Annotated in this window: 23 protein-coding genes; 11 read left to right on the forward strand and 12 right to left on the reverse strand. The window is 54.4% G+C overall.

Annotated elements, in window-relative coordinates; translation table 11 throughout:
* The first annotated feature begins 9 nt into the window (after positions 1-9).
* Positions 10-2,334, forward strand: a complete 2,325-nt coding sequence (locus SK3146_RS22790; protein WP_249860930.1) for a universal stress protein — start codon at positions 10-12, stop codon at positions 2,332-2,334.
* A 66-nt stretch (positions 2,335-2,400) separates the two neighbouring features.
* Complete coding sequence (locus SK3146_RS22795) at positions 2,401-2,574, forward strand: hypothetical protein (protein WP_249860931.1); 174 nt, start codon at positions 2,401-2,403, stop codon at positions 2,572-2,574.
* 127 nt (positions 2,575-2,701) lie between these two features.
* On the opposite strand, the gene SK3146_RS22800 is transcribed toward SK3146_RS22795, so the two are convergent.
* Positions 2,702-2,983 carry a hypothetical protein gene (locus SK3146_RS22800; RefSeq protein ID WP_249860932.1) on the reverse strand — a complete coding sequence of 94 codons (282 nt, stop codon included), beginning with the start codon at positions 2,981-2,983 and terminating at the stop codon, positions 2,702-2,704.
* Between the two features lie 169 nt (positions 2,984-3,152).
* Here SK3146_RS22800 and SK3146_RS22805 point away from each other — a divergent pair, with 169 nt between their 5' ends.
* The 3 genes from SK3146_RS22805 to trxA all read left to right on the forward strand — a co-directional run bounded on the left by SK3146_RS22805 (position 3,153) and on the right by trxA (position 4,466).
* Positions 3,153-3,590 (forward strand): RrF2 family transcriptional regulator, encoded by a 438-nt coding sequence (locus SK3146_RS22805; protein WP_249860933.1) that lies wholly within the window; start codon positions 3,153-3,155, stop codon positions 3,588-3,590.
* Between the two features lie 121 nt (positions 3,591-3,711).
* Entirely contained in the window at positions 3,712-4,095 is a 384-nt protein-coding gene (locus tag SK3146_RS22810; protein WP_249860934.1) for a hypothetical protein, read from the forward strand.
* Between the two features lie 50 nt (positions 4,096-4,145).
* Complete coding sequence (gene trxA / locus SK3146_RS22815; protein ID WP_249860935.1) at positions 4,146-4,466, forward strand: thioredoxin; 321 nt, start codon at positions 4,146-4,148, stop codon at positions 4,464-4,466.
* A gap of 297 nt (positions 4,467-4,763) precedes the next feature.
* On the opposite strand, the gene SK3146_RS22820 is transcribed toward trxA, so the two are convergent.
* From SK3146_RS22820 to SK3146_RS22835, 4 genes are read right to left on the reverse strand one after another with little or no spacing between them, the layout of a single operon-like run.
* Positions 4,764-5,648 carry an ABC transporter permease subunit gene (locus tag SK3146_RS22820; RefSeq protein ID WP_249860936.1) on the reverse strand — a complete coding sequence of 295 codons (885 nt, stop codon included), beginning with the start codon at positions 5,646-5,648 and terminating at the stop codon, positions 4,764-4,766.
* Positions 5,645-6,607 (reverse strand): ABC transporter ATP-binding protein, encoded by a 963-nt coding sequence (locus SK3146_RS22825; protein WP_249860937.1) that lies wholly within the window; start codon positions 6,605-6,607, stop codon positions 5,645-5,647. Before SK3146_RS22825 ends, SK3146_RS22820 begins: the two co-directional genes overlap by 4 nt.
* Positions 6,604-7,764, reverse strand: a complete 1,161-nt coding sequence (locus tag SK3146_RS22830; protein ID WP_249860938.1) for a hypothetical protein — start codon at positions 7,762-7,764, stop codon at positions 6,604-6,606. Before SK3146_RS22830 ends, SK3146_RS22825 begins: the two co-directional genes overlap by 4 nt.
* Positions 7,765-7,776: 12 nt before the next feature.
* Positions 7,777-8,325, reverse strand: a complete 549-nt coding sequence (locus SK3146_RS22835; protein WP_249860939.1) for a sigma-70 family RNA polymerase sigma factor — start codon at positions 8,323-8,325, stop codon at positions 7,777-7,779.
* A gap of 305 nt (positions 8,326-8,630) precedes the next feature.
* Here SK3146_RS22835 and SK3146_RS22840 point away from each other — a divergent pair, with 305 nt between their 5' ends.
* A complete protein-coding gene (locus SK3146_RS22840) occupies positions 8,631-9,401 on the forward strand; it encodes a DODA-type extradiol aromatic ring-opening family dioxygenase (RefSeq protein WP_249860940.1) in 771 nt (256 codons plus the stop codon).
* A 134-nt stretch (positions 9,402-9,535) separates the two neighbouring features.
* Entirely contained in the window at positions 9,536-10,393 is an 858-nt protein-coding gene (locus tag SK3146_RS22845; RefSeq protein ID WP_249860941.1) for a sugar phosphate isomerase/epimerase family protein, read from the forward strand.
* Positions 10,394-10,529: 136 nt separating this feature from the next.
* Here the strand turns inward: SK3146_RS22845 and SK3146_RS22850 are convergent, their stop codons facing one another.
* Positions 10,530-10,865, reverse strand: coding sequence for a DUF1516 family protein (locus tag SK3146_RS22850; RefSeq protein ID WP_249860942.1), 336 nt, complete (start codon positions 10,863-10,865; stop codon positions 10,530-10,532).
* Positions 10,820-11,329 (reverse strand): hypothetical protein, encoded by a 510-nt coding sequence (locus tag SK3146_RS22855; protein WP_249860943.1) that lies wholly within the window; start codon positions 11,327-11,329, stop codon positions 10,820-10,822. The genes SK3146_RS22850 and SK3146_RS22855 overlap by 46 nt, the downstream gene beginning before the upstream one ends.
* Before the next feature lie 49 nt (positions 11,330-11,378).
* On the opposite strand from SK3146_RS22855, the gene SK3146_RS22860 reads away from it, so the two are divergent.
* Entirely contained in the window at positions 11,379-11,864 is a 486-nt protein-coding gene (locus SK3146_RS22860; protein ID WP_249860944.1) for a C40 family peptidase, read from the forward strand.
* A 111-nt stretch (positions 11,865-11,975) separates the two neighbouring features.
* Here SK3146_RS22860 and SK3146_RS22865 read toward each other — a convergent pair whose 3' ends face one another.
* Positions 11,976-13,382, reverse strand: a complete 1,407-nt coding sequence (locus tag SK3146_RS22865; RefSeq protein ID WP_249860945.1) for a sensor histidine kinase — start codon at positions 13,380-13,382, stop codon at positions 11,976-11,978.
* Positions 13,379-14,104, reverse strand: coding sequence for a response regulator transcription factor (locus SK3146_RS22870; RefSeq protein WP_249860946.1), 726 nt, complete (start codon positions 14,102-14,104; stop codon positions 13,379-13,381). Before SK3146_RS22870 ends, SK3146_RS22865 begins: the two co-directional genes overlap by 4 nt.
* Positions 14,105-14,417: 313 nt before the next feature.
* Here SK3146_RS22870 and SK3146_RS22875 point away from each other — a divergent pair, with 313 nt between their 5' ends.
* From SK3146_RS22875 to dgoD, 3 genes are all read left to right on the forward strand, one after another.
* The gene (locus SK3146_RS22875; RefSeq protein ID WP_249860947.1) at positions 14,418-15,299 is read left to right on the forward strand and encodes a glycoside hydrolase family 43 protein; all 882 of its coding nucleotides are present in this window, start codon (positions 14,418-14,420) and stop codon (positions 15,297-15,299) included.
* Positions 15,300-15,486: 187 nt separating this feature from the next.
* On the forward strand, positions 15,487-16,164 hold the full coding sequence (locus SK3146_RS22880; RefSeq protein ID WP_249860948.1) for a FadR/GntR family transcriptional regulator: 678 nt from the start codon (positions 15,487-15,489) through the stop codon (positions 16,162-16,164).
* Positions 16,161-17,309: a galactonate dehydratase gene (dgoD, locus tag SK3146_RS22885; RefSeq protein ID WP_249860949.1), complete on the forward strand. Its 1,149-nt coding sequence runs from the start codon at positions 16,161-16,163 to the stop codon at positions 17,307-17,309. Before SK3146_RS22880 ends, dgoD begins: the two co-directional genes overlap by 4 nt.
* A 66-nt stretch (positions 17,310-17,375) precedes the next feature.
* Here dgoD and SK3146_RS22890 read toward each other — a convergent pair whose 3' ends face one another.
* Genes SK3146_RS22890 through SK3146_RS22900 form a run of 3 tightly spaced genes read right to left on the reverse strand, consistent with a single transcriptional unit; the run spans position 17,376 to position 21,126 of the window.
* Positions 17,376-18,512 carry a Ger(x)C family spore germination protein gene (locus tag SK3146_RS22890; RefSeq protein WP_249860950.1) on the reverse strand — a complete coding sequence of 379 codons (1,137 nt, stop codon included), beginning with the start codon at positions 18,510-18,512 and terminating at the stop codon, positions 17,376-17,378.
* Positions 18,512-20,041 carry a spore germination protein gene (locus tag SK3146_RS22895; protein ID WP_249860951.1) on the reverse strand — a complete coding sequence of 510 codons (1,530 nt, stop codon included), beginning with the start codon at positions 20,039-20,041 and terminating at the stop codon, positions 18,512-18,514. Before SK3146_RS22895 ends, SK3146_RS22890 begins: the two co-directional genes overlap by 1 nt.
* On the reverse strand, positions 20,038-21,126 hold the full coding sequence (locus tag SK3146_RS22900) for a GerAB/ArcD/ProY family transporter (protein WP_249860952.1): 1,089 nt from the start codon (positions 21,124-21,126) through the stop codon (positions 20,038-20,040). The genes SK3146_RS22895 and SK3146_RS22900 overlap by 4 nt, the downstream gene beginning before the upstream one ends.
* Positions 21,127-21,311: the final 185 nt, after the last annotated feature.

Consider the following 21,311-nt stretch of genomic DNA (forward strand, 5'->3'; position numbering starts at 1 on the left):
GAGGCTTTCATGGAAACGTTCAGAGGGAAGACGCCGGAGGACATTTTGTTGTCGATTTCCAAGCTCCACCGCGGCCGGTTAAAAGTATACATCGGGGCGGTAACCGGCTCGGGGAAGACCTATCATATGCTTCGCGAGGGGCATGCCTTGAAGCAGCGCGGTCTCGATGTGGTTATCTGCGCCGTGTCGACGATGCGGCGACCGGAGACGGCGGAGCAGATCGGCGATCTGGAGCGGGTTCCAAGCATTCGCTGGCATGAAAACGGCATAGAGAAAAAAGATTTGGACGTGGAGCTGCTGCTGGAGCGCAATCCCGAAGTCGTCCTCGTCGACGGGCTGGCGCACCGAAACCGGCAGGGAGCCTGCTATCCTACGAGGTTGGACGATATCCGTCAGCTCCTCCATCGCGGCATCAGCGTCATAACGACGGTTAACGTCTACGAGCTGGAGGACATGAAGGAGCTGGCGAAGCGCCGAACCGGCATCGAGGTGCGGGAAACCGTTCCTGCCGATACGCTGGAGCTCGCCGATGAGGTCGTGCTGATCGACGTTACCCCGGAGACGATGCTCGCCCGCGCTGCGGAAGGAAGCTGCAAGCCGCAGGAGGCCGCTCCGTTGTTCAAGCGGGGCAATCTCGCCGTTCTGCGAGAATTGGCATTGCGTCTGGTTGCCGAAGGGGTGGGCGATACGCTGGAGAAATACCGGCAGGAGACGGGCGCGGCTCGGCCGTCCGGCGCCGCTGAGCGCATCCTGGTCTCCGCGCAGTACCATTGGAACGGCTCGATCCATGTGCGCCGCGGTCAGCAAATCGCCAAGCGGCTGAACGGGGATTTGACGGTCGTCACCTTCGTTCAGGGGAACCGGCCGCCGAGCAAGGAAGCCGCCTCCTTCAAGCGCTCGATTGTCAAGCTCGTCGAGAAGGTGGGGGGAGATTTCGAGGAGCTGCCGCTCCGCTCGCGCAGAGCGCTGCCCGGCGCCCTCGTCCGTTATGCGATTCAGCATAATATGACCCGCATCGTTATGGGACATTCCAAGCAAACCCGCTGGCAGGAGCTCTGGAAGGGAGCGGTCGTCCATAGGGTGTTAAAACGGACGAAGCATATCGACGTGTTCGTCGTCGCCGATCGCGCGGACCATGAGGGGGAGCGGATCTTGCCGGCCAGGCTGAACAAACCGGCGGCCGATCCGTACCGGCGTCTGAGCCCGCAGGAGATGGAGCGGCGCATCGAACAAATCCGGAGGGGACGATTCAAGGTATATATCGGCGCTGCGCCGGGAGTCGGCAAAACCTACACTATGCTGCGGGAAGGCAACGACCTGCTGCGCCGCGGAGCGGATGTTCGCATCGGCCTGCTGGAGACGCACGGAAGGCAGGAAACATTGGCGCAGGTAGGCAAGCTGGGGACCGTCCCGCGAAAGGTCGTCGATTATCGGGGAACGCGGCTGGAGGAGATGGACACCGAAGCGATCCTGCGGGAGGCCCCGGAGATTGTGCTGGTCGACGAGCTGGCGCATACGAATGTGCCCGGCAGCAAGCATGCCAAGCGGTATGAGGATGTTATCGATATGTTGAACGCAGGGATTTCCGTCATTTCGACTATAAACGTTCAGCATTTGGAAAGCTTGAACGATGCCGTCGAGCAAATTACCGGCATTCGCATCCGCGAAACGGTGCCCGATCATCTGCTGCGGCTGGCCGATGAGGTTCAACTGATCGACGTTGCGCCGGGCTCCCTGCAGCAGCGGATGAAGGACGGCAAAATTTATTCGCTTGATAAGGTCGATCAGGCGCTGAATCATTTTTTCAAAACCGGCAATTTAATTGCCCTGCGGGAGCTGGCGCTGCGCGAGATCGCCGACGATGTCGACGAACGCTTGGAAGCTTGGGAGCGAAGAAGCGCTCTAAGGGGACCTTGGCGCCGGGAAGAGGTCATCTTCGTTTGTGTGGGCAGCGCGCCCGCCGCCGAGAGGCTTATCCGCAGAGGTTTCCGTATCGCGCACAGGCTGAAGGCAACCTGGTATGTCACTTATGTCCAACCTGACGAGATGAACTTATCCTCCGGGCTGTCGGAAAGGCTTCGCACTATGAAGGAGCTGACCGAGAGGCTTGGAGGCGTGTTTCGAATCGAAATCGCCGCATGCCGGAAGCGCATCGCGGATGTACTGATCGCCAAAGCGAACGAGTATAGATCAACGCAGCTTATTATCGGTCAATCGCGACGAACACGATGGCAGGAATTGAGGCACGGCTCTTTGGTCAAGAAGCTGCTCCGTTCTTCGCGTCATATGGATGTGCTCGTCGTCGCCGATGTTGACCCCAATATACAAGTTTAGTCGAGCAGAGGGTAGATGCAAAGGAGAGAAGAGCACAGCAGTATAGACCTTAAGGGAGAGAACGGCATGGATATGTTTATTTTCGTTTTTGTATGTGTATTTATAGCAGGATATTTGTTCATTAATATGTTCGACAACAGCCGCAGATCGGCCAAGGAAGCCGTCCGCAAAAAGCTTCTATTGTCCTTGTTTCAAGCTGTCGTTATTTCCGGGCTTGTCCAGATCATTTTACATAGTTAGAAAAATTCCGGCGAGCTCCGGGAGGCAAGGGATAGGAAGGGTCATGCCGTTGGAAAAAACGAATGACCTTTCCGTTGTCCTGGCTTGTCCGCCTGTCGTCCCATCTCCGTGTCCGGAAAGCTTCGGATCATTGCTTGACGAATGTTTTCAAAGGTACAATCGCCAGGTTTAATCCGTCCACCATGCCTTGAAGGTAGACTACCTTCTCGATATCATGGGGGAATTTATCGGCTACGTCGGACAGCTTGCGTCTGAATTTGAATTGGGTGCTCTCCAGGTTTGCGATGATTTCGGCAAAATCCGTTACGACTTGCTTACATTCCGTAAAGTCATGCTCGTCGAACAAATCTTGATTTTTATGAATCAGTTCTTTAATAAAATGTTCCGATTGATCCGGTGTCGTCGCCATCAGCTCACCCCCTCTATATTACGGTTTGCCGGGAGAGGGATCTCTATACATTATTTCTAACGGATGATGGCAACGGGGCGTCGGCCCTCTTGACACAGCTAACTGTAATTAATATAATAACAGTAAGAAACAAAACACATCGGCACCGAATATGGAGGAGGCAATCGGCTTGAATAGCGAGTTTACTATTGCAATTCATAGTTTAGCACTGCTCGCTTACCGGCCCGATCATATGGCGACAAGCGATATGATCGCCCATAATGTGTGCACCCATCCGGCTCGTGTTCGCAAAGTGATGGCCATGCTTCGCAAGAACGGCTACGTTGCGGCTAAGGAAGGAACCGGCGGCGGATTTATTTTGAAATGCGATCCCGAACAGGTTACGTTGGCCGAGATGTACCGGTTGACGTCCATGGGCTCCGTTAAACCGGGCTGGTGTTCGGGAGATGCGGAGCAGGATTGTATGATCGCCTGCAATATGGCGACAGTTATGGATCAGTTGTATGCCGGCGCCGAGAAGCAGATGATCGATTACTTCGGTCAGTGGACGATCCGCGATGTGCTGGAGCAGGTGCGCAGAGAGCAGGAGAAGAAGCCGGGCGTATGAAGGTATTTAGCGTTGAGGCGGTTCGGAAGCTTGGATACTAACGCATATTGCAACTGTTACCTGTTTTGTTTCAGTTGAGGCGATTGATCAAAGGGAATGGAATGAAAGGGGAGTGGCATGGATGACGGCTATGAAACAAGATTGGATTCGAGTAGGAGATTGGGTGAGCGGGACCTCGCTGGAGGACGAGAAATTCATCGGATATGTGGAGTCGATCGATCTGTACGGCATGGCCAAGGTTCGTGTAACTCAATGCGATCATGACGGCGCCGTCGGAGAGGTGCTGGTTGCATCCCTTGCCAAAATGGATAAGCTCGCCGAATACGTGCCTTCCGAAGAGGCCGATTTGCGCAGCTTGCTGGATTTGGCGCTAATGACGCGGGACCAGGCTTGGTTCGAAGATTTGTACGCTTCGCTGCGTATGGCTCAATTCAACCTCGGGGGCAAAGAAAACGGCCCGGGATTCGATTACAGATCGACGGTTAGCCGAATTAAGATCGATTAATCCGTCGTTTAATTATATAAATCATATATTTCGTTAAGGAGTGGATTTCCATGGCATTGATTAAAGTGGAAGATCAAAATTTTAAAGAAACAATCGCGCAAGAAGGAGTCGTTCTCGTCGATTTCTGGGCGCCTTGGTGCGGACCCTGCAAAATGATCGCCCCGGTTCTGGAGCAAATGAACGAGCAGCTCGGCGAGAAATTGACGATTGCCAAAATGAACGTCGACGACAATCCGGAAACTCCCGGGGCATTCGGCATCATGAGCATTCCGACGCTGAAGCTGTTCAAAAACGGGGAAGAGGTATCGACGACGGTCGGCTTCAAACCGCTGCAAGATATGCTCGCTTGGGTACAGCCGCATCTTTCTTAATTTGACGAAAACCCTGCCGAATCCATACGAATGGATGAATCGGCAGGGTTTTATTGTTGTTTAGGAAATGATGCGCAGCCATTTCCTGTGGGATATCCGTGGGCTCCCCCAAAAGTAATGTCTACCTATAGAACGATCCCAGAGGAATGGTTAGACGCCGATCCAGCTTAGGCTGGATGCGGACGGAATTAGCTTCAGAGCATCACGTCACTACCCTGGAAATTACTCTTGGTACCCCATTTCCATTGTCTGTGGTGCCGCGTCGGCGGCATGGATGGCTTTTGGGGGATTTGTTCTTTACAAGTCTTTGCGGCGAAACAGAAGCATGCCGGCAATCATAGCGATAATCGTATAGCAGCCCGCATAAACGAGGTAAGCATTGGAGGGGATCTGTCCTACGCCGAAAGGACCTAAATCGCCGGCATTTAATTTGACCAGTTCCTCCATATCTTTGAAAGAGAACAGTTCCGATATCATTCGGTGCTGAAGCGATTCCGACGGCATGAGGAGGGACATCAGCCCCGCGATTGTCATCAGCGGTTTAAGCGACTCGTCCCGCAGTTGGGCCACGCCGCCAATCTTCTCGATCATCCCGCCGAGCCACCCTGCTCCGTAGAGCATCGTCATGAATACGCCGTTGCCCAAGGCGGAAAACAGGCAAGAGCCTGCCATCGAGACGGAGACGAGCAGAGGGACCACCCATGCGAACAGCAAAAACGATTTGATCAAGGAGAGCGGGTCCGAAGGAATGCGGGAATGAATTTGTGTAATGACCAGAATTGAGATGAACAGCAGGGCGGCATAGCCGACGCCAAGGCTGACATAACCGACCCATCGTCCCATATACCAATGCCAGCGCGGAAGCGGCCGCGGCAGCAGCGCTTGGAGCACGCCTTGCTCGGCCTCTCCCGATATGACGGAGAAGGAGCCGAAAATCGATAGGAACGCAATGACGAACGAACCGAAGAAAAAGCCGAGAGTTAACGTGATCGTTCCCATCGTAAAGCTTTCTACCAAGTATTCTATGCTTTGCTTATCGCGCGGGTACGTCACCAGCCGCGCGCCGATCGTTTGTGCGACGAACCAGAAGGCGACGAGAAACACCAAGGTCATCAGCAAGGTCAGCAGCATGACCCGTTTGCGGAGCAGCTCCTTCCAGGTCATTCCGATGATGGTCATCATACGCGTTCCCCCCTGTGACTGAGACCGGAGACCGCGTTCATAAACCATTCGTCCAGTCTTGTTTTGGCCTTCTTGACTTCATACAGCGTGAGTCCCTGCTCGACGATCAGGCTGTTCAGCCAGCCGATCTGTTCGTTGTCCTCAAGCTCCGCTTCCAGCCAGACGCAGTCGCTTAAGCCGTGCGGGACGGGCAGATGCGTAACCCGGATCGGCAGGCCGGTCGCTTCGGTAAGCCACGTCAATATAAACGGCGCGAACCCGCCGACACACAGGTGCCAGCGGGTCTTCTCCTGCAATACGTCGGATACCGCTCCGGTTTGCAGAATGTTGCCGTTATTCAATAGGGCGACGCGGTCGCACAGCAGCTCAACATCCTCCAGCAGATGCGAATTGAGGAAGATCGTCTTGCCTTCTTGTCGCAGCTCTTGCAGAAGGTTGCGCACCTCCATGCGTCCGATAGGATCGAGTGCCGAAGCGGGCTCGTCGAGGAACACCAGCTTGGGGTCGTTCACAAGCGCGCAGGCGAGGCCGAGCCGCTGCTGCATGCCCTTGGAATAATGCTTCACCCGGTCGCGGCCGCGCAGACCGATGCCGACCCGATCGAGCAGCTCCGGTACGCGCCGCTTGGCCACGGCGGGAGCGATGCCGCACAGCTTGGCATGCAGCATGACGACTTCGGCGCCGCTGAGCCATTCCTGGTAACGGTACAGCTCCGGCAAGTAGCCGATATGGCGTCTGGCTTCGATCGAGCCTACCGGTTCGTTCATAATCGTCGCCGTGCCGCCGGTGGGGCGGATCAGGCCGACGAGCATTTTGACGAAGGTGCTCTTGCCGGCGCCGTTCGGCCCGAGGAAGCCGAAGGCTTCCCCCGTACCGACCGTAAGCGTAATGCCGCGGCAGCCGCGGCCATTGCCGTAGTCCTTGGTTAATGCATGGGTTTCGATTATAGGTTGACTCAAGATCTAATCAACTCCGTCACTTTGCTGATCATCGCTTCGCGGGTCGTCAGAGCATTGTTGCCGTCTATCCGGTACAATTGGCCGTCCTTCACCCATGTGGCCGCATAGTACGTGCGCTTGCCTTGATCTCCGCGGTCCATCGTATCCGACGTCAGGATGACATCGACGCCGGCGGCCTTAATCTGCTCGGCTTGCCCGCTCTCGATCAGCGGCAGCGGCACGGAACCGCCTTGAAGCACGCCGGCCGTTCTCAGGCTATCCTTCAGGCTCTGAGGCAGCAGTGGGAATTGGATGATCGCATCCAGCGCTTCCGAGACCGGGATGGAAGGATCGACCGTAACGGTCGGCACCGGCATTTGCGAGAAGGAATATCCGATGCTATCCTGTCCCTCCTCTTCGCCCTTCGATACATAGAGGTAGATCGCCGAGCCTGTTTCCAGACTAATCGGCTTGCCGTCCACCGAATCGGGAAGCAGCTTCTTGGCTCCGAGACGGGTCATGGCTTTATTCACTTCGTCTACGTTCATTTTGAACGTCAGCGTATTGGACGGAGAGACGTACAGTTTTTGCTTCGAATCGAAGTCTGCCGGGACAATGATTTTATGCCCTAAGACTTTGGAGGCTTCAGCGGGATCGAGTTCGCCGATGGGTTTGCCGGACACATTGGTGAAGGTGCCGAATGTATTGATGGATTCCCGCGACTTGCCGTCTCCGAAAGCTCCGTTTAATATATTTTGCAATTCGTTCTCCTGTACGACGGTGAGCTGCTGCATCCGAAACTTGTTCAGGATGGCGGCGAGCGCCTGATTGCCGGACGGCGTAGCGAGAGTGACGGCGACGACGGCTGCGGCCGCCGCGGAAGCGACCCATTTCTTCCGTTTGTGCAGCCAACTGCCGAAGGAGCCGGAACGCTTCGCTTCATGAGCGGAAGCATTCGTCCCTCCGAAGAGCGGCTGAGCTTGCCGGGCGGCGGCTTCCTGCTGCGCTTCTATAGGCGCGGCAGGCGCCGCGAGCGGGGAGGCTGTGCTTTCGGCCGTAACGCTGCCGGCCCACTCGGCCCAGCGGGGCTGAACCGGCTCCTGCGCCAGCTTGCTTTGCAACTTGGTCCAGGCGTCGTCTACGGCTTCGCGCTCGCTTTTTTTATAATTATCGTTCATCGGTAATACCTCCTATTTGAACTGTGCTTCCGATTGCGTTGCGGCATGTCTTCTGAGTCGTTCCGTGGCCCGGTGAAGCAGCGTTCCTACGATCGGCTGGCGAACCTGAAGCTGTTCGGCGATTTCGGCGTAGCTGTAGCCCGAGTAGCGCAGAAGCAGCGCTTTGCGGTCCCGTTCCGGCAGCTCCTCCAGCAATTCTCGCACTTCCTCCTGATCCAGCTGTCTCATGAGCAGCTGCTCGTTGGACGGCTGCTCGCCTTCGGCGCTGAGCATATTCTGCGACTGCTTCTCATGCAGCGCTCGCTCCCGCGCCTTCTTGTTCAAGTAGTCATAGGCGATTCGCGTCAAGACGCGGTGCAGCCAGGCGCCCATCAGAGCCGGCTCGTCCGGGGGATTGCGGTACAGCCGCAAAAACACCTCCTGAGCCAAATCCTCGGCCGCCGCTTCGTCGCGTACAAGCCCGATCAGCTTGCGGCGCACGGTCGGATAATGTATATAAAACACTTCGCGAAAAAACTCTGACGATTGTTGCGTTTCTTGTTGATGTTGTTGCGGTTCCAATCGATTGTCCTCCTTTCAGCTGCAGCTATATATAAGACGGACGGCAATCCGGTTTTGTATCACGCGGGTGGGAAATTGATAATCTTTGACATGAGCGGCCGCTTTCGTGCATGATGGTAATAGGGTTTACCGATCCGGAATCTGCTTGCATGACGGCAAAGCCGCGAGGCATGGTATGCGCCCGGGATGTATATGCTGATAAGGAGACGTTGACTGCGTATATTCAGTATACCCGAACCTGCGGCATGGATAATGATGTGCGGTTCCAGTCATACCATTACAAAAGGATAAAGGAGCCGTTCGCGATGTATCCTTCGTTTTTTTTCGCCCATGGCATGCCGACGATCGTTAACGAAACGAACGCTTACACCAAGTTTTTGCGCACATTGGGGCTGCTGCTTCCAAAGCCCAAAGGCATCGCCATCGTCAGCGCCCATTGGGAGAGCGGGGTTCAGCTTATCTCCAGCAATCCGAAGCCGGATACGCTGCACGATTTTTTCGGATTTCCGGACGCGTTGTATGAAACGGTATATCCCGCCCGCGGCGATCTTGTGCTCAGCATGGAGATAGAGAAGCTGCTTGCCGCCGACGGCATCCGCTGCGAGTTGAATCATCGCCGGGGGCTGGACCATGGCGTTTGGACGCTGCTGTCTCTGCTGTATCCGCTTGCCGATGTGCCGGTCGTCGAATTGTCGGTTAATCCGAAGCTTGTTCCGGAAGAACAGTACCGTATCGGAAGGGCGCTGAAGTCTTTGAAGGCCCGCGACGTGATGATTATCGGCAGCGGAGGGACCGTTCATAATTTGGCGAAGCTGCATTGGCAGACGGAGGATGCCGAAGAGTGGGCGGTTCGGTTCGACCGATGGCTGGCGGAGAAGATCGCTGTATGGGAGCTGGAGGCTTTATTCGACTATGAAGGCAGAGGGCCGTTCGTCCGCGAAGCGGTGCCCAGCAGGGAGCATTTGGCTCCGCTCTTTATCAGCATGGGAGCCGGCGACGAGCAGCAGAGCGCGAAGCTGCTGCATCAGGAATACGAATACGGCACACTCAGCTTATCGGCGTGGATGTTTCGGTAGCTCGTGCTGATTTATTTTTTTGAAAATAATTATCTGAAAATTTAAAATGTTCACGTGAACATAGATAATTAACGAGCATCCTGTTATAATTTTATATAGTAAACCGAACTCAAAAATTAGCTGGAGGTTTAATCATGAAACTTTCCGTATTTACTGTCGTAACCCCGGATTTAACGCCGGAGGAATTGGGCGCCGCAGCCAAGGAAGCGGGAATTGACGGCATCGAATGGCGTTTTAAAGAAACTCCTGCGGAATTCAAGGACGAGCAGCCTTCGTTCTGGCGCCGCAACCTGTGCTCGATCGATCCGTCCGCATCCGACGAAGAATTGGAGCGGTTCGCGCGCATTGCCAGCGATAACGGATTGCAGACGATCAGCGTTACGCCTTACTTGCAGGCGGGGGATATCGAAGCGACCGAGCGCGTGCTGCAAGTAGCGCAAAAGCTCGGAGCCAAGGTGATCCGCGTCGGCGTGCCGGGGTATGACCGTTCCGTAAACTATAACGAATTGTTCGACAAAGAAGTTCGGTATCTGGAAGCGGTAGAGCCGCTCGCCAAACAATACGGAATCAAATGTCTGGTGGAAACGCACCACAACACGATTATTGCCAGCGCGTCCGCGGCGCTTCGTCTGGTCAGCCGCTTCAATCCGGAGCATATCGGCGTTCTGTTCGATCCGGGCAACATGGTGCACGAAGGCTATGAAAACTTCCGCATGGGCATGGAAATGCTCGGGCCGTATCTTGCTCATGTTCATATTAAAAATACGGGCTGGAAAAAATCCGAAGTTCGCGAAGACGGCTCGCAAGGCTGGACTTCCTACTGGGAGCCTAATCTCGAAGGCATCGTGAACTGGAAGCAAGTGCTGTCCGATCTGAAAGCGGTCGGCTACGACGGTTACTTGGGCGTAGAAGATTTCAGCGGCAAGTACGCGTCCAAAGAGCTTCTGAAGCAATACGCGGAAGAAGTGCGCGCTATTCTGGCTTCGATCTAACTAAATATTAGGCTTCAAGCCATAAACCGTCCGCCGACAAGGCAGGGCGGTTTTTTTTCAAGATAAAGCAAAAAAATCTCCGAAGGGCCGCCGTGAAGCGCCGGTACGGAGATTTTTGGCATCGTCTGCGGGCGGCTTAGGCGTGAATGACGCCGTAACCGAGCAAAACAATGAGCACGAGCAGAATAACGAATACAATCCACATCGGAGCGGCGGACTGCTGCCTGCGGCGGCGGGCGACGATCATTTCCATCATGCCGATAAGAACGATCGCGAGCACCCCTTTAATGACGTACAGCAGCGGAAAGCCGAGAAGGGTCAGCATGCCGATCCCCGACACAAGCATAATAAGGTAGAACAGCCTAAGAATCATCTGCGTCACTTTTTGTCTGTAGAAAATGACGCTAAGGATGAAGAGAATAATCATCAATGCCCACGAACCGGCATGGGATTGATAAAAAATGTTAAACATGCGAGTACCTCCTGATTGAAGTTGTCAAAACGGCGGCTTTCTTGCCACACAGGAAAGTTTAAGTGAATTAAAGCGTTATCGTAATAAAGAACATTTCCTATTGGCGATAAAAACTGCCTCTGACCGTGGTCGCTCATCTTTGAATAAGCGTCGAAAAACGTTTCGCTCATAAGATTCATATGCGCAGTTGCACATAATTGGACAACCTGATTATATAGCTCTCCGCTTCCAAAAGCAATCCATTCACCGGAAGTTCGAAGGTTGTTCAATAATATGTAGGACTGCGGCAGCAAGCGGATACAAGCTTGTCCGATCAGGCTCCGGGCTGTCAACCCCGCGAAGATTAAAATTTTCTTAGACGTTTTTAATAAAGCCGACGAAAGCGATACGCGGCCCGGCTTTTGCCCCGCGCTGGTACATGTTGGGCCGATTTTGTATGGTATACTGGGTTCATCAAGCAGCACAGGGACAGCGACTCCCCATATCAAATTCGATCGAGGAGATGATGACTACATGATGAAACCTGTGAACAAGAAATGGATTGCTAAAACAGCGATGGCCGTAACGATCGGCTTTACCGCGATGTTTTCCGGAACGATGCTCATTCCAGCCCATCAGGCTTATGCATATAGCGCAAGCAAAGCTTCGCAAATCGTAACTACAAGCAAAAAGTATTTGAAGACGCCGTACCGATTCGGCGCCGCAACCGGGCAAAGCCGCAATTTTGACTGCTCGGCGTTTACCCAATTTGTTTTTGCCAAATACGGCATTGATTTGCCGCGCGAGTCCAAGGATCAGGCGAAAAAAGGCACGTTCGTGGCCAAGAAAGACTTGAAGCCGGGCGATCTGGTTTTCTTTTATTCGCCTATTCATCACGTCGGCATTTATATCGGCGGCGGCAAGATCATTCATACGTACGGCGATCCGGGCGTAACGATCTCCGATATTACGAGCGGATGGTGGTCAGATCATTATAAGACGGCCCGCCGCGTACTGTAGTTATTAATGACTTGAAGCAACAAACCCATATGCCCCCTTCCATTACCGTATGGGTTCTATATAACTAGACCGTCCTTTCGGGACGGTCTTTTTTCGCTGCGCAGCCGATCTTCAGCCGTCGTGATCCTGCTCGGAGGGGAGCGCGTGAGCGGCGGCATGCAGAGGCAATCGAACCGTTACCCGGGTGCCTTGACCCGGGCGGCTTGCAATCGATATGGTGCCCTGGTGCGACTGTACGATTTTGCGGGCAATGGCCAGTCCCAGACCGCTGCCGCCGGTCGAACGGCTTCTGGCTTGATCGACCCGGTAGAACCGGTCGAACAGACGGGGGATTTCGGCTTCCTCGATGCCGATGCCCCGGTCGGTAACTTGCAGCTCCACGATATACGGATCGCGCGGATCGTGCTTGAGGGTGATTTCCACCGGCTTTTGGCTGTATTTGATCGCATTGTCGAGAAGAATGATCACCAATTGCTTTACCTTTTCCGGATTTCCGTGCATCGTATGGAATTGCAGCTCATTGCTGAAGCGGATTTCGCGGCGAAACGTTCTTTGCAGCGATGCGGCCGTCGTCCGAACCAGATCGGCCAGCTCGAAATCGATCATGGGACGGTGCGGGTCGGCCTCCATATTGGCAATCACCAGCAAGGAATGGGTCAGATTCCTCAGCCTGCCTGCCTCCGAACGGATCGCTTCGATTGCTTCTTCGCGCAGCGCCGCATCCTTGCCTCCCCATCTTTGCAGCAAATCGGCATAGCTTTCGATAACGGTTAAAGGCGTTTTCAGCTCATGGGACGCATCGGCGAGAAACTGCTGCTGGCGCAAGAAGCTGTTTTCCAGTTTGCCTATCATGGCGTTGAATGTATGCGTCAATCGGCCAAGCTCATCCCGATGTCTGGAAGGGGGGAGAACGACGCGTTTGAATATCCCGTTCTTCTGAATCGATTCCATAATTTGCCCCAGCTCGTGAATTGGCTGAAGAATGACTCTGGCAAAATACATGCCTCCGACGATCGAGAGAAGCGCCGCTCCTGCCGTCGTAAACATAAGCACGGTAATTAATACGGTTAAATATTCATTAAGCGTATCAAGCTTACGGCTGATTTGCAGCGCTCCGAGCAGCGTCTCTTCCGGGCCCATAATCGGCATTTGGATATAAGCGATAAGCGCATTTTTCGTCCACAGCGTTTTGGAAATCGAGCGAGTGTCGAACTGAACCGGCAGATCGGCGAGCTGGCCGGAGGAGTCAAGCTGTACGACGATATTGGAATTCGTATCGATAAACCGAATCATTTCCTGGGGAACAAGAAGAGGCCTCAGCCAGCTCTCCTCCCCCCACAGCTCCCTGTGGAAAAAATTCGGCTGTGAAGCCAGCGTCTGCGCTGCATTCCACAATAGCGTGATCTCGCTTCGGGTTGTAATCCGCACGACCATATAATAGGTCACGATATTAAATAAAAACAGAACGATGACGATCGACGAGGCGATCAGCAGCGTAATTTTCGTCCGCAGTCTCATGAGGAAGGCTCGCCGTTCTTAACCAGATAGCCGACGCCGCGCAGCGTATGAATCAGCTTGCAGGAATAGCCTTGGTCGACCTTTTGCCGCAAATAGCGGATATAGACGTCGACGACGTTCGTATCGCCGATAAAGTCGTAGCCCCAAACCTCGGATAAAATTTTTTCCCGGGACAGCACTTCGCCTTGATGGCTGATCAAATAGAAAAGCAGATCAAATTCCTTGGGAGTCAGTTCGATCTGATGTTCTTCCCGCTTCACTTGTCTCGTCCGGATATTCATGGTCAGGGAGTCCACATGCACTTCGTCATCCGGCGCAAGGCTGCCGCCGCCCGCTTCGGGCGACGCCTTCTGCAAGCTGGCCATCCGCAGCAGATTGCGGATGCGCGCGAGCAGTTCCTCGATAGCGAAGGGCTTGGTGACATAATCGTTAGCCCCTTGATCGAGTCCGCTAACCCGGTCCGGCACGGCATCCCGGGCCGTAAGCAAAATGACGGGCTGCTGGCAGCCGTTCTGCCTTATGCGCCGCAGCACTTCGAGTCCGTTCAGTTCCGGGAGCATAATATCGAGCAGCATCAGATCCCAGCCTCCGGCAAGGCCCATCTCGAGCCCGTCCCGTCCGTTATTCGCATGCAGTACCGCATAGCCTTCATGCTCCAGCTCCAGCTGCAAAATGCGGCCGATTTTCTCCTCGTCTTCAACGACCAATATCGTATGCGTCATGAAAGCCTCCGCCGTTTATTCAGTAAAAATAGTATGTGATGGGACAAGGGGATCTATGTGTTAACGACATCTGGTAAAAGGAAATATTTTGGATAAGATTTGTAATCAAAATGAAATGTGTTTTTCATCTTAAATTAATGAAACAGGCCTATAATAAAACGTGACCCCCTTTTCATAATATATATATCTCAGACCCGGAAACCACCGTTTGGTTTTGCGGGTCTCTTTTTTTAGTATAATGAGGAGGAAGCTCTTCGAGCGAAGAGATTCTTAGGAAACAACGCAGCACATGATGAGATGAGGGAGCGTGCCTATGAAACGATTGAACGATATCCATCTTCGCGATCCTTTTATATTGCCGGTAGAATCGATACGCAAATATTATTTATACGGCACATCCGGCGAAACCGCATGGACGGGCAAGCCTCATGGCTTCGACGTTTACATAAGCGACGATCTGCAGCAATGGGACGGGCCGTATCCGGCATTCGTTCCGGAGCCCTCCTTCTGGGCCGATCAGCACTACTGGGCGCCGGAGGTTCACGAGTGGAAAGGACAGTATTACATGCTGGCCAGCTTCAAATCGGAGAATCGATGCCGCGGCACGGAAATTCTCGTCTCCAGCCGTCCGGAAGGACCCTTCGCTGTGCATGGCGACGGTCCGGTCACTCCCCGCGATTGGGAATGCCTGGACGGCACATTGTATGTAGACCGGGCCGGAGATCCGTGGATCGTATTTTGCCATGAGTGGGTTCAGATTAAGGACGGAGAAATTTGCGCGATGCGTCTTACTCCCGATCTGAAGGAAGCGGCCGGCGAACCGATCACTTTGTTCAAAGCCTCGGACGCGCCTTGGGTGAGACCGGTCCGAGGCGACGATGTGTTCGTAACGGACGGACCGTTCTTCTACACGTCCAGAACCGGCGAGCTGCTGCTTCTTTGGTCCAGCTTCGGGGATGAAGGCTATGCGATGGGGATCGCCCGCTCGCTGAACGGAGACATCGAAGGCCCTTGGGTTCAGGAGCAGGAACCGTTCTTCCGCAAGGACGGAGGGCACGGCATGTTATTTCACGGATTTGCGGGAGGCTTGATGCTGCCGATTCATACGCCGAACAAGCAGCCGCTGGAGCGGCCGCATATTTTCCGCGTCGAGGACCGCGGCGGCACGCTTGCTATCGAGTCGGCTTTGTTCTAGGTCCGGCTCGGTCGCGATATATTGCCTCTTGCTACAGACAGACGCCCGGTTCGAACGAAGCCGGCGTCTTTTTTTTGCAAAACGATTGAATCATCATATGAATTATAATATATTATAAATACATCATATGAATTTAACATAGCTGCAATAGAGGAAAGGCGGCTGCGGATGCAGCCAGGTGATCCGAATGAATAAGAAACTGACTTATGAAACCGTTTACGACCAAATCAAGCAAAATATTGCCGGCGGCGTATGGAAGCAAGGGGAGAAGCTGCCTCCGCTTGAGCAGTTGTCCGCCGAGCTGGGGGTCGGCATCTCCTCGGTGCGGGAAGCGGTCCGCATTCTCGGCAAGCAGAAAATATTGCGCATTGAGCAGGGGCGCGGCACATACGTGCAGGACGACCTGTCCGACAAGCCGGGTCATCGGCTCGATTTTCTGGAGAGGGCGACGATGCTTCAGCTTACCGAAGCGCGGCTGATCGTAGAGCCGGAGCTTGCGGCGCTGGCGGCGGAGAAGGCGACCGAAGCGGAAGCGCAAGCCATCGTGGACGCAGCCGAGGCGATGAAGCGGAAGATGGAGAAGAAGCAGGATTTTCTCAAGGAGGATATGCTGTTTCACGAGCTGATAGCCAAGGCTTCGCATAATGAAGTGATGTACCACATGCTCGACCGGATCGGCGATTTGCTTGTAGACAGCCGCCGCAAATCCATGAAGTGGGAGGGGATGGATGCGAAAGCTTCCTCCTACCATTATTTGATCGCGCAGGCGATTGCGCAGCGCAACCCGACCCAGGCCAGGGCGCTGATGAAATGCCATTTGGAAGATATGCTGGTTGAATTCCGCAAAGGAGAGGATCGGATATGAAAATCAAATCGATAGAACTGTTTAAGGTGCCGCCGCGCTGGCTGTTTCTGAAAATGACGACGGATGACGGCATCGTCGGCTGGGGCGAGCCGATCGTCGAAGGGAAGGCCGACACCGTGCGCGCCGCGGTGGAAGAGATGAGCGAGTTTCTGATCGGCAGGGACCCGGGCCACGTCGAAGACTTGTGGCAGGTGCTGTACCGCGGCGGATTTTACCGCGGCGGCCCGATCTTGACCAGCGCCATCTCCGGCATCGAGCAGGCGCTGTGGGATATTAAGGGCAAGAGCCTCGGCGTGCCCGTATACGATTTGCTGGGCGGCCCGGTGCGGGAGAAGATGCGCGTCTACGCCTGGATCGGCGGAGACAAGCCGGACGATGTCGCTGCAGCCGCCCGGGAGAAGATCGCGCAGGGCTACACTGCGATCAAGATGAACGGCACCGCCGAGATGGAATGGATCGACTCCTGGCAGAAGGTGGAGGAGGCGGTCGAACGGCTTGCGGCGGTGCGCGAAGCGATCGGCAGCGCGAACGGCATCGGCGTCGATCTGCACGGCCGCGTCCATAAGACGATGGCGAAGGTGCTGATCAAGGAGATGGAACCGTTCAAGCCGATGTTTATCGAGGAGCCGGTGCTGCCCGAGAACAATGAAGCGCTTCTGGAAATTGCCAAAGGCTCCAGCGTGCCGATCGCGACGGGGGAAAGAATGTACACCCGCTGGGATTTCAAACGGCTGCTCACCCAAGGCGGCGCAGATATTATTCAGCCGGATTTGAGCCATGCCGGAGGCATCTGGGAGGTGCGCAAAATCGCCGCGATGGCGGAAGCGTTCGACGTTGCGGTGGCGCCGCATTGCCCGCTCGGACCGATTGCGCTCGCCGCCTCGCTGCAGCTCGACTTCTGCACGCCGAATGCTTTTATTCAGGAGCAAAGCCTAGGCATTCATTACAATCAGGGGTCCGATCTGCTTGATTATTTGGCTGATCCTTCGGTGTTCGAGTACGAGAACGGGTTCGTTAAACGACTGACTAAACCGGGACTCGGCATCGAAATGAACGAAGCCAAAATCAGGGAGATGGCCGCGGTCGGACATCAATGGCGCAATCCGGTATGGCGGAACGAGGACGGCACTGTGACGGAATGGTAGTGTAACGAAGCGGCGGCTCCCGGCTTGGCGGCTCATTATCTGCAGACGCAGCCGAACGGGAGCCGGTTATTGCTTCAGCATCCCCGAATGCTCGATCAGAATATGAACGTTGATCCGTTCCAGCGAATCTTTATCCAGCCCGAGCGCCCCTTCATCCGACAATTTCACCCAGTCCTTGTAACGGGCGAGATACAGCGCGTACTCCAGCTGGAGCAGATCGGTATTCATGGACAGCCCTTTTTCAAAAGTAGAGCGGATTTCTTCCCGGACGGTTTGCTCGGCTTTCGCCAGAAAGTCGGCTTCCTTCGTCTGCCTGAGCAGCTCGACGATGTTGCCGTGCAGCGAAACCGTCAATTCATAACGCGGATGTCCGGAAGCGCTGAGAACGCGAATGACCGGCTTCGGCTTCTCCAAGGAGACGACGCCGATCGTCTTGTCTCCGTCTTTGACGACGAGCGGAGTACGTACGGTCTTCTCCTCCAGCCAGCGCAAGCCCTCCAAGTCTTCCAGGTTCAGCTTCCCCTTCGTTTTTTTCTTCGACAGAACGTAAGCGCCGTCCCATTCCAGCTTGGGGGATGGCTGCTTGAGTTTAGTCCATTGTGCCGGATCGATCGACAAACTCGGTAAAATGACGGTTTTCGCCGGCTCCTGGTAATCCGCGAGAAAGGTCATATAATTTAGCGGTACGATCCATGAGCGCTGCCGGTAATTTTCTACCGGTGCGTGGGAGATTGTCTCCAGGGGCGACAGGTTAAAGAAAGCGGGAGTCGTCAGAATGTCCTTCACCGCCAATTTCGTTCCGAATACCCAGGGAGTAAACCGGATTTCACGGAAGCGGACGGTGGCGTCAAGAAAACTGTCAACCCCCTGCTTTAAGGCTCGCTCTCCGATAAGAATGGTCGTAACGTGGCTCCAAATAATCCGCTGCTGCGCCGTATTGTACAAAGCGTTCATAGCGATATTCATCGTCTCGCCTTCCCCGCGTCCTAACCAAATGTTTGCTTGTTCGCGGTTTTGCGCGGCTTCCTGTTTGGCGACGGAGCCGAAATCGAGCATCTGCCCGTAGATGACATAATTGGGTTTTTCGTAGTCGATGCCGAGGGCGGCGATGTAATTGACTTTTTCCACGTTGTGGGAGTCCCAGCAGCCGGTTAACAGAAACACGATCGGCAGAACCCAGCTCGCCTTCCACCGTGCGCGCATTATTCCCGCCCTCTTTGTCGGGTGCCGTCTTTCGGATGAAGCATCGGCGGTCTCTGTTTCTGTTTGTTCCACGGCAGACTGAGGAGGGCCGGAAGCAGGCCGCGGATCGAAACCGGAGAGAGCGGCGCGAGATAAGGGAGGCCGAATGAACGAAGGCCGGACAAATAGACGACGATAAAGAACATGGCGAGGAAAAAGCCGAACAGCCCGAGAAACGATGCGCACAGAAGCACGAAAATGCGCAGCACGCTGACGGCCCCGCTTAACGTTTGATTAACCAGCGTAAATGTCGCTACGGCCGTGACGGAGCAGGCGATCAGCATAGTCGGCGAGGCCAAGCCTGCGCGAATGGCGGCATCGCCGATAATGAGCCCTCCGACGACGGCGATCGTCTGGCCCACCGCTTTGGGCAGGCGAATGCCGGCCTCGCGGAAAATCTCAAATAAAAACAGCATCAGCAAAGCTTCAAGCGGCGCCGAGGTAGGGAGCCCGATCCGCGAGTTGGTGACGGTGGCCAGCAAAGGGAACGGGAGCTGTTCCATATTGAAGGCGCTGAGCGCCACCCAGAAGCCCGGAGCGAAGATAGCTACGAACAGGCCGACAATGCGCAGGAGCCGTTCGAATCCGACGAAGTAAAAGTGAAAATGAAGATCCTCGGGAGACTTGAGCTGCTCGGTTAAATTCGAAGGCGCGATCAGCGCCATCGGCGACCCGTCCACAAGGACGGCGAACCTCCCGCGGATTAAGCATTGCGCGATGAAATCCGGACGGCCGATATAATCGACCAGCGGAAACAGCGAATACGAGTGATCGGACAAGCTTTCCTCCAACTGAGCGCTGCTCAGCAAGGCATCCACTTCGATGCGGCTAAGCCGCTCTCTCGCCTCCTGAATGATGTGCGGGTTCATAATATCCCGAATATACATCAAGGATACCTTCGTGCGGCTTCTGCGCCCGATTTCGAAGATTTCGTTGCATAACGACGGCGTTCTCAGCCGCTTGCGGACAAGAGCGACATTGGTGGCCAGCTCCTCGGTAAATGCATCCCGGGGCCCTTTGATGGAAATTTCCGTCGTGGATTCCTCGGGATTCCGCTGGGGGATCTGCGGGATATTGACGGAATACATTAAAGATAGTGATTCGAACAAGAGAAGCAGCTGCCCGCTGAACAACAAGGTGTACATGTCTTCGTTGGAACGGATCGGTTGCAGCTGCAGCAAATCCGTGACTTCCCCCAGGACCGGCTGCCAATCGGCCGAACGCTTAAGCTGCTGATCCAGCACCGGAATGATCCACTCCTGAAACTTCTGAAGATCGACCATTCCTTCGCAATAGACGAACACGAGCTTAAGAGAGCGATCATGATGATAGCGCTGACCGATAATTTTGACGTCGGATGATCCGGCAAAAAAAGCCGTTAGCTTTTCCTCATTCCAATCGGTAATAACTTGAGTCGGGTCCTGCCCGGATGCGGGGGATGCGTTGTGTTTTTCTGCCAGCTTCTTGCGAAGCCATGCGACCCAGTTCATAAGCGGCGTCCTGTCTTTTTGTTTTTGAAAACGGCCAATCCGGCCAGCAGCAGCGAACCGAACAAAACAATAAAGAAGGTGAAGCTGTAATATTTGTGAATGTAGGCAATATAGGTCATATCCGTGACCGGAAGCAGCCCTGCGATAAAGAGGAGAAGGCACAGCAGGTTGGTCGTAATGACGCGCTTCTGCTTAGATTGGATTTGCAGAACCTCGACGGTCAGAAAGACGGATAAGGAGATGCGGATAAAGCTGCCGGACAGCCATTGGTAAATCGAGAAAAAGTCGACATGAGCCACATAGTCCCCGATGGTGACAAGCCTCCATTGCTCATAGGCGGGGTAACGGAGAACGGCGGCTTGCTCAGGACCGAATGCGGCGATGGAGCCCATCAGCGGACCGAGCGTCAGCCCGGCCATAACCGTTATCAGGAAGAGCAAATGCCGCCATTTGACGGACCCTTTGAGCAAATGCTGCATGAATAGGATCATAATCAGCTCGATCATGCCCCCTCCGGCGTAAATCATGCAGCGGACAATCGAGACCATATCGTTTGTGAACAAAGGGAACAACAGAATGTAACGCTTGTATTGGAAATTGGCTCCCATGACGAAATAGCCGAGCGCGACTACGAAGGGGAGCAAGATGCCGGCGGAAATCGCAATCGATTGAACGCCACGGTTAGTCGTATACCAGCAGAGCAGCATAAAGCAGGCTGCAATGACAATGAGCGGTGTCTGGGGCAAATAGGTGACCTTCGTCCAAGTCGTTGTTTCCCGCAGCGAGATGACGGCCAAGCTGAATAAATACAGGGCCGCCGTCCATTTGACGATGGAAGCGAACCAGGGGCCGATATGGCTGCCCAGCCATTCGATCAGGTTGGTTTGGCCGGTTTTCCGTATGATGACAAACGGAACCCACGTCCAGGCAACCATCAAGGCAAAGGCGCCTATGACGGCGATCCAGGAGTCCCGTTTGGCAGTTTGCAGCAGCAGGGGGATCAGCGTAACGTGGTTGGCCAGCCCTACCGTCATAATAAGCAGCATTCCCATTTGCAGGACTGAGATTTTACTGGATGAGTTCATGTCGGCAAGGTCAACTCCCTAAGGTCACCTTAACATTCATATCCAAAAGCAAACCTTTTTAGTCTGTCGGCATGTCGAATTTTGACATAATTCCCGTATTCCAAGGAAAAATAATAAACTGTTCCGCGTTCCGCAATCACAAGGGAAAAAAAGGTCCGGCGTTAAGTTATTGATAATGGGCGCTT

The sequence above is a fragment of the Paenibacillus konkukensis genome, assembly GCF_023523925.1.
In the GTDB taxonomy this organism is placed as follows: domain Bacteria; phylum Bacillota; class Bacilli; order Paenibacillales; family NBRC-103111; genus Paenibacillus_S; species Paenibacillus_S doosanensis.

What these genes read in the sequence shown, in the direction of transcription:
- trxA (WP_249860935.1), top strand. Translation starts at nt 4,146, where the DNA reads ATGGCATTGATTAAAGTGGAAGATCAAAATTTTAAAGAAACAATCGCG.
- SK3146_RS22895 (WP_249860951.1), bottom strand. Translation starts at nt 20,041, where the DNA reads ATGAACTGGGTCGCATGGCTTCGCAAGAAGCTGGCAGAAAAACACAAC.
- SK3146_RS22840 (WP_249860940.1), top strand. Translation starts at nt 8,631, where the DNA reads ATGTATCCTTCGTTTTTTTTCGCCCATGGCATGCCGACGATCGTTAAC.
- dgoD (WP_249860949.1), top strand. Translation starts at nt 16,161, where the DNA reads ATGAAAATCAAATCGATAGAACTGTTTAAGGTGCCGCCGCGCTGGCTG.
- SK3146_RS22860 (WP_249860944.1), top strand. Translation starts at nt 11,379, where the DNA reads ATGATGAAACCTGTGAACAAGAAATGGATTGCTAAAACAGCGATGGCC.
- SK3146_RS22810 (WP_249860934.1), top strand. Translation starts at nt 3,712, where the DNA reads ATGACGGCTATGAAACAAGATTGGATTCGAGTAGGAGATTGGGTGAGC.
- SK3146_RS22850 (WP_249860942.1), bottom strand. Translation starts at nt 10,865, where the DNA reads ATGTTTAACATTTTTTATCAATCCCATGCCGGTTCGTGGGCATTGATG.
- SK3146_RS22865 (WP_249860945.1), bottom strand. Translation starts at nt 13,382, where the DNA reads ATGAGACTGCGGACGAAAATTACGCTGCTGATCGCCTCGTCGATCGTC.
- SK3146_RS22795 (WP_249860931.1), top strand. Translation starts at nt 2,401, where the DNA reads ATGGATATGTTTATTTTCGTTTTTGTATGTGTATTTATAGCAGGATAT.
- SK3146_RS22875 (WP_249860947.1), top strand. Translation starts at nt 14,418, where the DNA reads ATGAAACGATTGAACGATATCCATCTTCGCGATCCTTTTATATTGCCG.
- SK3146_RS22880 (WP_249860948.1), top strand. Translation starts at nt 15,487, where the DNA reads ATGAATAAGAAACTGACTTATGAAACCGTTTACGACCAAATCAAGCAA.
- SK3146_RS22890 (WP_249860950.1), bottom strand. Translation starts at nt 18,512, where the DNA reads ATGCGCGCACGGTGGAAGGCGAGCTGGGTTCTGCCGATCGTGTTTCTG.
- SK3146_RS22820 (WP_249860936.1), bottom strand. Translation starts at nt 5,648, where the DNA reads ATGATGACCATCATCGGAATGACCTGGAAGGAGCTGCTCCGCAAACGG.
- SK3146_RS22830 (WP_249860938.1), bottom strand. Translation starts at nt 7,764, where the DNA reads ATGAACGATAATTATAAAAAAAGCGAGCGCGAAGCCGTAGACGACGCC.
- SK3146_RS22870 (WP_249860946.1), bottom strand. Translation starts at nt 14,104, where the DNA reads ATGACGCATACGATATTGGTCGTTGAAGACGAGGAGAAAATCGGCCGC.
- SK3146_RS22800 (WP_249860932.1), bottom strand. Translation starts at nt 2,983, where the DNA reads ATGGCGACGACACCGGATCAATCGGAACATTTTATTAAAGAACTGATT.
- SK3146_RS22900 (WP_249860952.1), bottom strand. Translation starts at nt 21,126, where the DNA reads ATGAACTCATCCAGTAAAATCTCAGTCCTGCAAATGGGAATGCTGCTT.
- SK3146_RS22790 (WP_249860930.1), top strand. Translation starts at nt 10, where the DNA reads ATGGAAACGTTCAGAGGGAAGACGCCGGAGGACATTTTGTTGTCGATT.
- SK3146_RS22845 (WP_249860941.1), top strand. Translation starts at nt 9,536, where the DNA reads ATGAAACTTTCCGTATTTACTGTCGTAACCCCGGATTTAACGCCGGAG.